The sequence below is a fragment of the Herbiconiux gentiana genome, from assembly GCF_024978135.1.
Lineage (GTDB): Bacteria > Actinomycetota > Actinomycetes > Actinomycetales > Microbacteriaceae > Herbiconiux > Herbiconiux gentiana.
Window position 1 is genome coordinate 598,509 of record NZ_JANTEZ010000002.1, and the last position, 12,380, is coordinate 610,888.

At 65.9% G+C, this 12,380-nt stretch carries 14 protein-coding genes and 1 pseudogene; 9 read left to right on the forward strand and 6 right to left on the reverse strand.

Features of this window, described 5'->3' with window-relative positions; all coding sequences use genetic code 11:
* Positions 1–56 precede the first annotated feature (56 nt).
* Together NVV95_RS06500 and NVV95_RS06505 are read left to right on the forward strand one after the other, a co-directional pair.
* Complete coding sequence (locus NVV95_RS06500) at positions 57–848, forward strand: maleate cis-trans isomerase family protein (protein ID WP_259485727.1); 792 nt, start codon at positions 57–59, stop codon at positions 846–848.
* A gap of 50 nt (positions 849–898) precedes the next feature.
* Positions 899–2,152: an SLC13 family permease gene (locus tag NVV95_RS06505; protein ID WP_259485728.1), complete on the forward strand. Its 1,254-nt coding sequence runs from the start codon at positions 899–901 to the stop codon at positions 2,150–2,152.
* A gap of 20 nt (positions 2,153–2,172) precedes the next feature.
* On the opposite strand, the gene NVV95_RS06510 is transcribed toward NVV95_RS06505, so the two are convergent.
* Both NVV95_RS06510 and NVV95_RS06515 read right to left on the reverse strand, forming a co-directional pair.
* Entirely contained in the window at positions 2,173–2,916 is a 744-nt protein-coding gene (locus tag NVV95_RS06510) for an SDR family NAD(P)-dependent oxidoreductase (RefSeq protein WP_259485729.1), read from the reverse strand.
* 26 nt (positions 2,917–2,942) lie between these two features.
* Positions 2,943–3,803 carry an SDR family NAD(P)-dependent oxidoreductase gene (locus tag NVV95_RS06515; RefSeq protein ID WP_259485730.1) on the reverse strand — a complete coding sequence of 287 codons (861 nt, stop codon included), beginning with the start codon at positions 3,801–3,803 and terminating at the stop codon, positions 2,943–2,945.
* A gap of 58 nt (positions 3,804–3,861) precedes the next feature.
* Between NVV95_RS06515 and NVV95_RS06520 the strand changes: the two genes are divergently transcribed.
* Positions 3,862–4,608 (forward strand): TetR/AcrR family transcriptional regulator, encoded by a 747-nt coding sequence (locus NVV95_RS06520; protein ID WP_259485731.1) that lies wholly within the window; start codon positions 3,862–3,864, stop codon positions 4,606–4,608.
* Here NVV95_RS06520 and NVV95_RS06525 read toward each other — a convergent pair.
* Both NVV95_RS06525 and NVV95_RS18460 read right to left on the reverse strand, forming a co-directional pair.
* Positions 4,533–5,144 (reverse strand): MmyB family transcriptional regulator, encoded by a 612-nt coding sequence (locus NVV95_RS06525; protein ID WP_259485732.1) that lies wholly within the window; start codon positions 5,142–5,144, stop codon positions 4,533–4,535. The genes NVV95_RS06520 and NVV95_RS06525 overlap by 76 nt on opposite strands.
* A 66-nt stretch (positions 5,145–5,210) precedes the next feature.
* Positions 5,211–5,447, reverse strand: a pseudogene (locus NVV95_RS18460) (helix-turn-helix domain-containing protein); the annotation flags it as partial.
* A 153-nt stretch (positions 5,448–5,600) separates the two neighbouring features.
* Between NVV95_RS18460 and NVV95_RS06530 the strand changes: the two are divergent.
* From NVV95_RS06530 to NVV95_RS06550, 5 genes are all read left to right on the forward strand, one after another.
* Complete coding sequence (locus NVV95_RS06530; RefSeq protein ID WP_259485733.1) at positions 5,601–6,440, forward strand: SDR family oxidoreductase; 840 nt, start codon at positions 5,601–5,603, stop codon at positions 6,438–6,440.
* A gap of 1 nt (position 6,441) precedes the next feature.
* The gene (locus tag NVV95_RS06535; RefSeq protein WP_259485734.1) at positions 6,442–7,209 is read left to right on the forward strand and encodes an SDR family NAD(P)-dependent oxidoreductase; all 768 of its coding nucleotides are present in this window, start codon (positions 6,442–6,444) and stop codon (positions 7,207–7,209) included.
* Positions 7,190–7,495, forward strand: coding sequence for a YciI family protein (locus NVV95_RS18465; RefSeq protein ID WP_333474049.1), 306 nt, complete (start codon positions 7,190–7,192; stop codon positions 7,493–7,495). Before NVV95_RS06535 ends, NVV95_RS18465 begins: the two co-directional genes overlap by 20 nt.
* A gap of 1,008 nt (positions 7,496–8,503) precedes the next feature.
* On the forward strand, positions 8,504–9,205 hold the full coding sequence (locus NVV95_RS06545; protein WP_259485736.1) for a hypothetical protein: 702 nt from the start codon (positions 8,504–8,506) through the stop codon (positions 9,203–9,205).
* 2 nt (positions 9,206–9,207) lie between these two features.
* Entirely contained in the window at positions 9,208–9,885 is a 678-nt protein-coding gene (locus tag NVV95_RS06550) for a PRC-barrel domain-containing protein (RefSeq protein WP_259485849.1), read from the forward strand.
* 173 nt (positions 9,886–10,058) lie between these two features.
* Here the strand turns inward: NVV95_RS06550 and NVV95_RS06555 are convergent, their stop codons facing one another.
* Positions 10,059–10,976, reverse strand: coding sequence for a helix-turn-helix transcriptional regulator (locus tag NVV95_RS06555; RefSeq protein ID WP_259485737.1), 918 nt, complete (start codon positions 10,974–10,976; stop codon positions 10,059–10,061).
* Positions 10,977–11,178: 202 nt separating this feature from the next.
* Here NVV95_RS06555 and NVV95_RS06560 point away from each other — a divergent pair, with 202 nt between their 5' ends.
* Positions 11,179–11,625 carry a VOC family protein gene (locus NVV95_RS06560; RefSeq protein WP_259485738.1) on the forward strand — a complete coding sequence of 149 codons (447 nt, stop codon included), beginning with the start codon at positions 11,179–11,181 and terminating at the stop codon, positions 11,623–11,625.
* Positions 11,626–11,784: 159 nt separating this feature from the next.
* On the opposite strand, the gene NVV95_RS06565 is transcribed toward NVV95_RS06560, so the two are convergent.
* Positions 11,785–12,303 carry a MarR family winged helix-turn-helix transcriptional regulator gene (locus NVV95_RS06565; protein ID WP_259485739.1) on the reverse strand — a complete coding sequence of 173 codons (519 nt, stop codon included), beginning with the start codon at positions 12,301–12,303 and terminating at the stop codon, positions 11,785–11,787.
* Positions 12,304–12,380 lie beyond the last annotated feature (77 nt).

Here is a 12,380-nt window from a genome sequence, read left to right on the forward strand (position 1 = left end):
TTCTCGGCACTAGCGTCGTGTCTCACACCGCCACTCTCAACGATGAGGAGAACATCATGACCGATACCGCACTGCTGGCCGGCACCACGCACGATCGCACCCGCTACGTCAATGCGATGGGCCCTCGTGGGGTCATCGGGATCATGACCCCGGGGCCGAACGTGGTGGTCGAGAACGAGATGATGGATATGAGGCCAGCCGGGGTGATCAATGCAGTGGACCGGTATTACGTCCCGAACCAGTCGATCGCAGAGGACGAGGACTGGGCCATCATCATGAGGCACGTCGCCGCGAACCTCGATGACTCGGTGCATCGCCTGAACGAAGCCCTGATCGATCATCTGATCCTCGGGATGTCTTCGCAGAGCTTCATGGGTGGGGTCAAGGGGAGCTTCGCCCTGCAGGAACACCTCGAGAACGAGTCAGGCGTTCCCGTAACGATGGGCGCGCAGGCCGCCGAGGCGGCCTTCGATGCGGTCGGTGCTCGGAAGATCGCTCTTGTCACCCCGTATTACCCGATCATCGAGAAGCACGCCGCTTCCTACTTCAACGACCGAGGCTACGACGTGGTCCACGTCGAGGGTCTGAAATGCAAGAGCATCATCGAGGTGGCATCGCAGTCGGCGGAACGACTCTCCGATGCCGTTCTGGTCGCCGACTCGTACAAGCCTGACGCCATCATCCAGCTGGGAACGAACCTCCACTTCGCTCAGGTGGCCCAGGACATGGAGAAGAAGCTCCATAAGCCCGTGTTCGCGGTGGGAACCGCGATCTACTGGAGCGCCCTGCGCAAAATGGGCATCAACGACCAGTACACCGGGTTTGGCAGCTTGCTCGAATCACACTGACGCCAGCCCACTCCTTCCGAGCACTTCCTTCTTCTCTTTCGGAGCCGACGATGCCTCTCGAACTCATCACCATACTCATCCTCGTTCTGGTCTTCGTCGCCTCTGCGCTTCTCAAGATCAACATGGGGGCTATCGCCCTCGTCGCCGCGTTCCTCGTCGGAACAATCCTCCTCGGCGAAGGCGTCGATGACGTCCTCTCGGGATTCCCGACTGACCTCTTCATCATTCTGGTCGGGGTGACTTTCCTCTTCGCCATCGCACAGAACAACGGGACCATCGACTGGGTGGTGGAGCGGGCCGTCCACCTCACCGGCGGTCGCACATGGGCCCTGCCGTGGGTGATGTTCGCCATCGCGGCCGCGCTAGGCGCGGCCGGCGCGGTCCCCCCGGCCGCGGTGGCGATCATCGCACCCACGGCACTCAGCCTCGCGCGACGGAACGGGATCTCTCCTTTGTTCATGGGGCTCATGATCGCGAACGGCGTGAGCGCCGGCGAATTCTCCCCCATCGGAGTCTTCGGCATCATCGTCAACGGACTCGCCGATCAGGCTGGACTGGCCTACTCCCCCGGGCTCCTCTTCGTCAGCACCTTCGCTTTCAACTTCGTGCTGTGCCTCGTTCTCCATTTCTGGTTCACCCGGCGGAACGCCCCTCGCATCGAACCGATCGAGACGACAAGCGTCGCACTCACCTCGGCCACCCTGCCTCGCACCACCACTCCTGTCGTGCTCACCCTCGTGGCCATTCTCGGGATGGTGGCCTCGGTGCTCTTCTTCTCCGTGAACATCGGGTTCGCTGCACTGACGGCGGCTGTCGTGGTTTCGGTGGTATCTCCCGCCGCAGGGAAGGCCGCAGTCCCGATGATCGCCTGGCCGACAGTCTTTCTCATTACGGGCATCGTCACCTATGTGGCCCTGCTGCAGCGGGCCGGCGCGATCGAGTATCTCGGCGAGGCCGTCGGCTCCGTCGGTATGCCGCTGCTCGCCGCCTTCTTGATCTGTCTGCTCGGCGGAGTGGTGTCCGCATTCGCGTCGACGACCGGCATCCTCGGCGCCCTGGTTCCGCTGGCGGTCCCGTTCATGCTGGCCGGTGAGGTGAACAGCGTGACGATGCTGATCGCCCTGGCGATCGCCTCGTCAGTCGTTGACGCATCTCCGTTCTCGACCACCGGAGCGTTGATCATCGCGAACGTGCCCGCCGCCCAGCGGGATAAGTTGTTCGGTCAGCTGCTTCGCTGGGGGCTTTCGATGATCGTCGTCGCTCCTTTGCTGGCCTGGGCCATATTCGTACTGCCTGGTTGGTGACGGTCGTCTCGGCGGGTGCCCTAGGCGAGGAAGCCGCCGTCGACCGCGAGATTGGCGCCGGTTATGTAGGAAGCCTCATCCGAGAGCAGAAACGCAACGGCCGTGGCCACCTCGTCTGCCCGGCCGACGCGGGCCAGGGGAATCCCGGTGTCTGCCACCTTTTGTGCTCCCTCCGGGTTGGCCTGCGTCATCTCCGTGTCGATCACCCCCGGCTGCAGCTCGTTCACCCGGATCCCCTGCCTACCGAACTGGATAGCAGCCGTTCGAGTGAGCCCTCGGATACCGTGCTTCGCACTCGAGTAGTCGGCAGTCGGTCCTCCTCTGTCCGCGAATACGCTCGACACGTTCACAATCGACCCGCCCCCGGTGGAGAGCATCGCCGGCACCTCGTACTTGATGCCGTAGAAGAGGCTGTTGAGATCGATCTCTATCGTGCGCCGCCACTGCTCGGGGGTCATCTCCACCAGCGGAGTGAAGTCGCCCGATATCCCTGCGTTGTTGACGGCGAGATGCAGCGCTCCGAACTTCGCAACCGTAGCAGCCACGGCACGCTCGACATCCTGTGGTTTGCTGACATCGCCCTGGACGGCGAGGGCTCGACCTCCTGCCGCCTGGATCTCCTCAACCACGTCGATGAGCTTCGCCTCACGGCGTCCGACCACCGTGACGGCCGCCCCTCGCTGCGCAAGGAGCACTGCCGTCGAGCGCCCCATTCCTGATCCGGCGCCTGTGACGAGCGCGACCCTGTCTTCGAACTGTTTCATAATCTCTGTCCTTTCCTGGCGAATGATCAGACGTCGTCGGGGAGGTCGACCCGGTCGTGGCCGAAGTCCGCCGACGCGGAGACAGCGGCCCACTTGGTTGCTTCCTCGATCTGACCGGTCGAGTAGTCGATGGCCATCTGGGCGGCGCCGGCGCCGATCACGAGGTGGGACGGGAGATCGTTCCGCTTTGCGACGCGCACCAGGATGTCGGCCGCCCGCTCGGGATCGCCGGCCTGGCTCGTGCCCCGGAGCCGGTCGGCGAAGGCGCCGACTGTGCCCTGGTATTCCTCGGGGATTCCGTGGACGTCCATGGACGCACCGGCCCAGTCGGTGGCGAACCCGCCAGGTTCGACCACTACGTACCGGATACCGAAGGGACCGGTTTCGGTGGCCAGCACACGGGTCAGGCCGTCGATACCGAACTTGGCAGCCTGGTAGGAACCGAGACCTGGCGTGCCGCCGACGCGGCCGCCCACCGAGGAGAACTGGATGACGATTCCCCCGCCCTGTTTCCGCAGGAACGGAAGCGCTGCTTTCGAGATGTTGTAGACGCCCCAGAAGTTGGTCTCGAACTGGCGGCGAAAGTCCTCTTCGGAAGCGACCTCGACAGGAGCGATATTGGCGTAGCCCGCATTGTTGACAACAACATCGACTCGGCCGAATGTGTCCTCGGTCTGTTGAAGCGCCCTGAGGGCCGCCGCAGGGTCCGTGACATCCAGGGCCAGGGAAAGCACCCGTTCTCCGAACCGGTCGGTCAGATCCGACAGCTGCTCGGGTGTGCGTGCGGTCGCCGCCACGCTATCTCCTGCCTGGAGCGCGGCAAGGGCCAGGGATCGGCCGAAGCCTCGCGAGGAACCTGTGATGAACCATGTCTGTGGGGTAGTCATGCCGGTAGTAAAACATTGTTGCGTTCGCAGTGCAACGCTGTTGCGCTAAGATAGCCCTGTGAGGGACAGGAACGATTACGAACGCGCCCGGACTCCCGAGGCGAAGCAGGAACGTGTCGCCAGTATCTTGCTGGCGGCGAGGACCCTGGCTCTGTCGCGAGGGATTCGTGCGGTGACGTTGACCGACATTGCCGCGGAAGTCGGGATGCACAAGTCCACGATGTTGCGCTACTTCGAAACCCGGGAGGAGATCTTCCTCCGTCTTGCCGCGTCGGAGTGGGAAGAGTGGGCGGCCGAGATGGTCCAAAAGTTTTCTGCGCTGCACGTCCCATCCACAACAAACCCGGAAGATCTGCCCGGACGAGCGAGCGCCGCTGCGCACGTGCTCGCGTCCTCGCTGGTAGCACGGCCGCTATTCTGCGATCTCCTTGCGCAAACGCCCTTGAATCTCGAGCGAGGCGTTTCCTTCGAGACCGTGCGGGTATTCAAGCTCGTCGCGATTGCTTCTTCCGGAACTGTGAAGACCGCACTCGAGGAGTGGTTCCCCCTGAAGTGGTCCGATGCCTCAAACGTCGTTGGAACGGCCGCCGGCCTAGCTGGAGCGTTTTGGCAAATGGCTGCGCCTGGAACGCAACTTCACGAGTTCTACCTGTCCGACGCGCTCTTGTTTCATGTCGCGTTCGACGTTGAGTCTCGGCTACACGATGTGCTCACGGCACTGATAGTGGGTTATGCCTCAGGCTCGACCTCGACGCTTGAGGGGCTGGAGCAGCCACCACAATCCGGAAGTTGGGCGACAGGGTGAAGTTCCGCGCCTAAAGCCTTCGTTTCCATCTCGCCCAAGCTTCGAAGTTTGGCTAATTTCTGCTCTGAGTCGCTCCCGCGTACGGCGTGGTAGATGACGAGAATGAGGTCATTGGGCTCCGCCACGAGTTTTTCCCGCAACAACTCGACATCGCCGACGGCAGGGTTGCGAATGATGCTCGCAGCTGACCCTCCCAATTGCACGTCAAACCGCGCCCAGAGCTCCCGAAATCGGTCGCTGTCAGCGGCGAGCTCCCGGACGAGGTGCTGATAGTCCGGATCGCACTCGTCAGCGCCGATATCAATGCGTAGTTGTGCCACGACGCTGGCGGTATTGGCCTCCCAGTCCGGATGGTATTCGCGGGCGATGGGATCGGTGAAGAGAGATACGAGACGGTTGGCTCCTACCTTCAGCGCGGGTTCCAGCAGAGACGCTAGCGGGCTCACGGCAAGGATGTCTCGATACTTATTCATGACGAACGCTGGGCTGTTGATGGTGGAAAGCAACGCAAGGAGTCCTTTCGGAACCTTCTCCACCCTCCGATGAGCCCCCTGGCGAGGCCGTGGCACAGCTAAATCAAATATGAAGCGGCGGCCGTCTTGATCGAGGCGCAGAGCACTGGCAAGAGCGTCCAGCACCTGCGCTGACGGATTCCGGTCCCGTCCTTGCTCGAGGCGGAGATAGTACTCAGAACTGATTCCAGCGATGAGAGCGACCTCTTCTCGCCGCAACCCAGGTACCCGTCTTCGGGTCCCAGACGCAAGACCCACCTGCTCGGGCTTGAGAAGCTCACGACGGGCACGAAGGTAGTCTCCCAGCCGATTCGGTTCCTCTATCACCAGTCAAACATAGGCCGAGAGTAACCGCCTGTCCGGTTATCCTGCCCCTCGCGATACCAGTATGTCCGCGGACTGGTTGGCGCCCAGCAAGTGTCGAATCATGGATTTGTGGCGCCAAACCGGCGCCTATGGCTTTCTTAGGAGTAGGCACAAATGGTTCAGCGAACATGGTTTATCACCGGAGCGACGCGTGGCTTCGGGCGCCTCATGACAGAGCAGCTTCTTTCGAAAGGCGAGCGAGTCGCCGCCACCGGGCGAGACACCGCAGCCCTCAACGATCTGAAGGAGACCTACGGCGACCAGCTGTGGACCGCAACCCTCGACGTCACGGACACCGCGCAGATTCGGTCGGTTGTCGAGAAGGCCTTCAAAGATCTCGGTCAAATCGACGTGATCGTCAATAACGCCGGCTACGGACTCTTCGGCGCCGCGGAAGAGCTGACCGACGAGCAGATCGAGCACCAGCTCGGCACCAACCTCATCGGCCCCATCCAGATTCTGCGCGCGGCGGTTCCTCACCTGAGAGAGCAGGGCAACGGCCGCATCATCCAGATCTCCACCTATGGTGGCCAAGCCACGAACCCGGGAGCCTCGCTGTACCACGCGAGCAAGTGGGGCGTCGAAGGTTTCATGGAGGGCAACGCACGCGATCTCGCCCCTTTCGGCATCGGTGTGACCATCGTCGAACCCGGAAGCGCCGCAACCGGTTTCCGGGTGGGCGGCTCGCGACTCCCCGAGCCCATCGCCGCGTACGACGGCACGCCCGCCGCCATGACCCGAGGCATCCAGAACCCGGCGCTGCCCTCGGTCAGCGACCCTGAAAAGGTGGCGGCAAAGATCATCGCCTCGGTCGACATCGAGCCGGCCCCACTGCGCCTGGTCACCGGCAGCGACTCGCAGCGGTACGTCCGAGACGCACTCCGCGAGCGCCTGGCGGACATCGAGTCACAGGAAGCCTCGGCTGCCGAGACCGACATCGAGCACAGCGCCTGACATGACCGAAACAGCGGAAAAGGGTGCCGCCGTCGTGACCGGCGGCACCCAGGGAATCGGCCTTGCAATCGCTCAGCGGCTCATTTCCGACGGCTACCAGGTCGCTGTACTCGGCCGGAACACCACAACTGGTGAAGCCGCCGTCGAGCAGCTGGGCAATGCCAGCACCTTCATCGCCTGCGACGTATCTGACGAGGTTCGAATCCCGACGGCTTTCGCGGAAGTCGAGAACACATGTGGTCCAATCGAGATTCTTGTGAACAATGCCGGGGTTGGGCACCCCGCAACCGTCGACACGCTGACCAGCGCTGATTGGGACGCTCTCATGGCTGTGGATTTGAAAGCGGGGTGGCTCTGCGCGCGAGAAGCTGCACGCAGCATGCGCCGTCGCGACGGCGGCTCCATCGTCAACATTGCCTCGATCCATGCTCATCTCACGAGGAGAGGGCTGTTTCCCTACGCTGCCGCCAAAGCAGGCATGTTGGGACTCACGCGATCCATGGCATTGGAACTCGCCCCCGATGGCATCCGCGTCAACGCCGTATGCCCCGGCTACGTGCGCACTCCTCCGATGCTCGCGCAGTATGAAGCAATGCCAAATCCTGGAGCGGCGTGGGAGCACTTGCAGGGGATCCATCCTCTCGGTCGAATCGGGGAGCCCCACGAGATTGCAGCCGTGGTCGCCTTTCTCGCTTCACCAGAAGCAGGCTTCGTCACGGGCGCGAGCTGGGACGTTGACGGTGGTCTTGGTGCCCGGTTCGCATCCTGACTCTCGGCCGACGTTCTACCTCCTCGAGTACTCCTGGCGGACTGAGGACGAGCTCAGGGTCCAGAACGCCTATGCCGCTCACCGTTCTCATTTGGATGCCCTGGGTACCGGCGGCGGGCTTTGGCTCATCGGGACACTTGAGGCGTCCGACGGGACGGACGTGGTGGCGATTTTCCGCGACCGAACCGCCGCCGAAGAGTTCGTGGCGACTGATCCGCTTTTCACCAACGAGCTAGCCACCTCCAGACCGATCAGGGAGTGGCAACCCCTTCAGTACGACGCTTGATCTCGGCGGAGATGCTCGCCCGGGTCGAGCTTGGTGCCGCATTGTTCGTGAGCGAGCTCGCGGGCCGAACCAGGCATGCCCCTCTACGCCACTCGATCAATTTGCCCGCTGGGGCCCCTATTGTGGAGCTGCCTTTCTCGGGTCGCCTTCTCCGGCTTGTGAGACTCGATCGCGAAGTGAGGCGTTGATCGTGATATCAACGCCTCCGCAGTAGGGGGGTCGCAATGGGCTCGTCAACCGCCGCAGACGACCGCCGATGCTGGTCCCCGCCACCAATCGCATCGCGAACAGGAATTGCGGGATTGAGTTCAGGAACGAGCCTGCTCAATCACCGGCAAGATGAACAATGGCAAAACCCCGGCCGTGTGATCGGCCCTCCGAGGAGGACCGTCGTCCGGATAACCGATTCGGTCCGGCCACGAACACCGAGCCATCCGCGATGCAGGTGGGGTGGGATCAGGTCCGCAGCCCGGCGACCGAGACCAGCACGCCAACGACGCGAGCACCACTATGCAACGGCACGGCTCTTGTCAGCGCCACCAAGGCGACCTTCTCACCTGCCGCTACGTAGCTCGGTGAAGGTGACCGGCACGCTCGCGGGATACACGAGCCGGGTCACGACGTCGGCCTCGGCCGCTGCGGTGGCCAAGGGCACGCTGGTCGCGGCGACTCCCACCGTGAGCGGTACCCCCGAAGGTCGGCGTCGTGCTGTCGGCGAAGAGCGGCACGTGGACTGCTGGCGCCACGCTGACCTACCAGTGGTTCACCGGAGGCGTGGCCCGTCGAAGGGGCGACGAAGTCGACGTTCACACCGACGGCGACCCAGGTCGGGCAGAAGACGAGCGTGCAGGTGACAGGGAAGCAGCCGCGCGGTTATAGCGCGGCGCGCGATCGGTGTCCAGGGCGGGCGGAAAACGGTCAACGGGGGCTGACTGGAATCGGGAGCACTGCAGCGTGCGACCGCGGATCGCGTGGGTGCGCATCCGCAGCCCGACGGAAGGACACCCCATGACCACGTCAGATCCCGACCGGAGGGCCGGTTCCGTGCCGGCCGACTCGTCGCCCGCCGCGAGCAGCCCCGTCGCCCCCGGCACGTCCGGCACGTCCGGCACCGCGGCCGGCGGATCGGTGCCGCTCGAGGAGCGGAACACGCTTCGGCAGGAGGTCGTGGAGCGCGAGCGCCGCGAGTTCGGCGGCTTCAAGTTCGGCTCGGCGTTCTTCGGCTGGCTGACCGCCACGGGCCTCGCCGTCATCCTGACCGCGCTGGTCGCCGCGACCGGGGCCGCGATCGGGCTCGGCATCCGCGACGACGGCAGCGTGCAGGTCACCGACGAGCAGGCCACCACGGTGGGCATCGTGGGCGCGATCGCGCTGGTCGTGATCATCCTCGTCGCGTACTTCTGCGGCGGCTACGTCGCCGGGCGGATGGCCCGCTTCGACGGCCTCAAGCAGGGGCTCGCCGTGTGGATCTGGGCCATCGTCATCGCGGTCGTCGCGGCGATCGTGGCGGCGATCGGCGGCAGCCAGGCCGACGTGCTGGGCAACCTGAACAGCTTCCCGCGCATCCCGATCAATGAAGGCGCGCTCACCACGACCGGCATCATCACCGCGGTCGTCGTGGTCGTCGCGAGCCTGGCGGGCGCGCTGCTCGGCGGCGTCGCCGGCATGCGCTTCCACCGTAAGGTCGACCGCGCCGGACTGGGGCGGTGACGATGCTGCCCTCCACGAACATCCAGAGCATCATCGGCGCCACGCTGTTCGGGGCCGACGACACCAAGCTCGGACGCATCACGACGGTTCTCGTCGACGCCGCCGACGGGCATCCGACCTTCGCCGAGGTGCACACCGGCTTCCTCGGTCACGCGACGCGGCTCGTGCCGCTCGACGACGCCCGCTGGGAGCGCGACGACGTCTACGTCTCGTACACCTCGGCCCTCGTGAAGGACGCGCCGCGCTACGAGGCGGCCGACGGGGTCAGCCCCGAGCAAGAAGACGAGCTGCGGCGGCACTACGCCGGTGCGGCTCAGGATGCGCGTGCCGACGCGGAGCCGACGACCGCCGCCGAACCGACCGCCCGCGAGGCGACCGACCACGATGGCGACGGCGACCCCGACCATGCTGGTCATCTCGACCACGATCACGACGGCGACCACGCTGGTCACCTCGTCGACGCGGGCGACCGCGACCGCGACTCGACCTCGGACCGCGGCGGCGACGGCGAGCGCGATCGCGCACCCGAGCACGCGGCCGACGTGCCACCCGTGCCCAAGATCGAGGACGGGCAGGTTCTGCGAGAGGAGCGTCTGGTCGTGCGCCGCGAAGAGGTGACCGTCGATGACGAAACCTCCGCGCGTCACGCCGCACCTCCCGCCGACACGCCGCGCATCTGAGGCGAGCTTCGAACACCGGTTGTTCACAGGGTGTGGATGAATCTGTGGAGAACGCGTGCACAAGACGGGGACAACTCGACTGTGCCCCGTCTTTCCGCGGATGTGGGGTGTGGAAACCTCTTCACCACAGCCTGTGAACACCGCCCGGCGTCGTCGAAGCACTTACACCGCTGTCATTTCGAACGCGGGTTCGATGCTGCAGCGGTCGCCCGCTCGGCCAGCTGCCGGAACGCCTCCCGGAGCTCGGCCGGCTCGGCCTCGGAGATGGGGGCGTCGAAGCGGGCGAACGAGGCGGCCAGCGCCGGCCACGACCACGAGCCGTCCTCGACGCGCACCCGCCCGTCACCCGCAGCCGTGACCGCCCCGGCCCGGGCGAACGGCCGGACCCTCTCGAGCTCGGCCTCCAGCACGACGGAACCGCGGCACGGCCACTCGTCCCGCACTGCGGAGCCCTTGAACCGCGCCGCGACGAAAGCGCGCACGTCATCGCCCGGCACCCCGCGCGGAGCGAAACGCGCACCGGCCGGCGTGCGCGGCACGAGTCGATCGGCGCGGAAGATGCGCCAGTCGCCGCGATCGAGATCCCAGGCGACGAGGTACCAGCGCCCGGCGGACGCGACGAGGTGGTGGGGCTCGACGCGGCGGGGCGGCAGCGGATCCTGCTCGGGGTCGGCACCCGGCTTCGCGTAGTCGACGCGCAGCACCTGGCGGGCGCGGACGGCCGTGGAGAGAGTGATCAGCAGCTCGGGATCGGTTCGCGGAGCATCCGGAACCCGCTGCTCGAGCGTGGTGAAGCGGAGTGCGTCGAGGCGGTGGCGCAGGCGCGCGGGGAGCACCTGGCGCACGGTGGTGAGCGCGCGCACCGCCGCCTCTTCGACCCCGCCGCCGGCGGTCGTGGCGTGCTGCAGGGCGACGGCGAGCGCGATGGCCTGGTCGTCGTCGAAGAGCAGGGGCGGCAGCTCGGATCCGGCGTCGAGCCGGTAGCCGCCGTCGGGGCCCTTGACGGCGGCGATGCGGTAGCCGAGCTCGCGCAGGTGGTCGATGTCGCGGCGGACGGTGCGGGGGCTGACCTCGAGGCGGTCGGCGAGCACGCCGCCCGGCTAGTCGCGGCGGGTCTGCAGCAGGGAGAGGAGCGTCAGCATCCGCGAGGTCGAGCTCATGGGTCGAGTGTATTTCCAGTAGCGGACGGGAACTGACCGCTACTGACGAGAGAGTGGAGTCGTTGCGGCAGGGAGCCGCAGCGAAGCCCGGCGGCATCGGCCGGTCGGGCATCCGCTCATCGAAGGAGACACCATGGCCATCGCCACCACCCCCCACCTGAACTTCCGCGGCGACGCCCGGGCTGCGCTGGAGTTCTACCACTCGGTGTTCGGCGGGCAGCTCGTCGCCGTCAGCTACGCCGACGCGAACGCCGTGACCGACCCGGCGGAGGCCTCGCAGATCATGTGGGGGCAGGTCGCGTCGGACGAGGGGTTCCGGGTGATGGCGTACGACGTGCCGTCGCACACGGAGTACGCGCCGGGCGTGATCCCGCTGTTCGTGTCGGTGCGGAGCACGGACGCCGACGAGATCGAGCGGTACTGGGGCGCGTTCACCGCGGGCGCGGGTGCGGGCTCGGGTTCGACCTCGACCGTCGTCGTGCCGCTCGCGCCGGCAGCTTGGGCGCCGCTCTACGGCATGGCGACCGACCCCTTCGGCGTCACGTGGATCTTCGACGTCGAGGTGCCCTGGGCGGGCTGACCCGCGCGCCCGCGCGGCGACGCATGTACCCTCAGCGCCACCGGTCGCGCACAAGCACCGCCCTCGCCCGTCCGGGTCGCGCAAAAGCACCTCCCTGGACGCGTGCGGGTGCTTTTGCGCGACCCCGATTCAGGCGCGGGGCGTGATGGGGCGCTCGGGTCAGGCGCGGGGGGCGCGGCGGCGGGGGGCCGCGGAGCGGGGCGGGTTCGCGCGGAGGTGGGACGCGGCCCCGCCCAGGATGCGGGCCAGGTCGTCGACGTCGTCGCTCGAGAGCGTCGAGAACAGCAGCCGGCGCAGGGCGTCGATGTGGCCCGGGAACACCGTCGCGAGCACGGCGCGGCCCTCGTCGGTGAGGGCGACGACGGTGCTGCGCTCATCGTCGGGAGAGGGCGAGCGGGTCACGAGGCCTCGCTGCTCGAGCAACTGGGCCTGGTAGGTGAGGCCGCTGCGGCTGTAGACGACGCCGTCGGCGAGATCGGTCATCCGTCGCCAGCCACCGGGAGCGTCACCGAGGCGCGCGAGCAGCTGGAACTGCACGTAGCTCAGGTCACCCGCGTCGCGCAGCTGCTTCTCGACCGCGTGCCGCAGGAGGCTGCTCACCTCGGTGAAGGCGAAGTAGGCCTCGAGCTGGGCGGGAGTCAGCTCGGTCGGCGGCTGGTCGGTCGGCGTTTGAGGCATGTTTCCATTCTATGTTGCTTCGACTTTGAAGCAGTGCTACCGTGCTGGTTATTGCTTCGAGTTCGAAGCACTCAAGA

Excerpts from the sequence above, each read along its gene's own strand:
- NVV95_RS06560 (WP_259485738.1), top strand. The coding sequence starts at position 11,179 with ATGGCCATCGCCACCACCCCCCACCTGAACTTCCGCGGCGACGCCCGG.
- NVV95_RS06510 (WP_259485729.1), bottom strand. The coding sequence starts at position 2,916 with ATGAAACAGTTCGAAGACAGGGTCGCGCTCGTCACAGGCGCCGGATCA.
- NVV95_RS06565 (WP_259485739.1), bottom strand. The coding sequence starts at position 12,303 with ATGCCTCAAACGCCGACCGACCAGCCGCCGACCGAGCTGACTCCCGCC.
- NVV95_RS06550 (WP_259485849.1), top strand. The coding sequence starts at position 9,208 with ATGCTGCCCTCCACGAACATCCAGAGCATCATCGGCGCCACGCTGTTC.
- NVV95_RS06535 (WP_259485734.1), top strand. The coding sequence starts at position 6,442 with ATGACCGAAACAGCGGAAAAGGGTGCCGCCGTCGTGACCGGCGGCACC.
- NVV95_RS06505 (WP_259485728.1), top strand. The coding sequence starts at position 899 with ATGCCTCTCGAACTCATCACCATACTCATCCTCGTTCTGGTCTTCGTC.
- NVV95_RS06530 (WP_259485733.1), top strand. The coding sequence starts at position 5,601 with ATGGTTCAGCGAACATGGTTTATCACCGGAGCGACGCGTGGCTTCGGG.
- NVV95_RS06515 (WP_259485730.1), bottom strand. The coding sequence starts at position 3,803 with ATGACTACCCCACAGACATGGTTCATCACAGGTTCCTCGCGAGGCTTC.
- NVV95_RS06500 (WP_259485727.1), top strand. The coding sequence starts at position 57 with ATGACCGATACCGCACTGCTGGCCGGCACCACGCACGATCGCACCCGC.
- NVV95_RS06545 (WP_259485736.1), top strand. The coding sequence starts at position 8,504 with ATGACCACGTCAGATCCCGACCGGAGGGCCGGTTCCGTGCCGGCCGAC.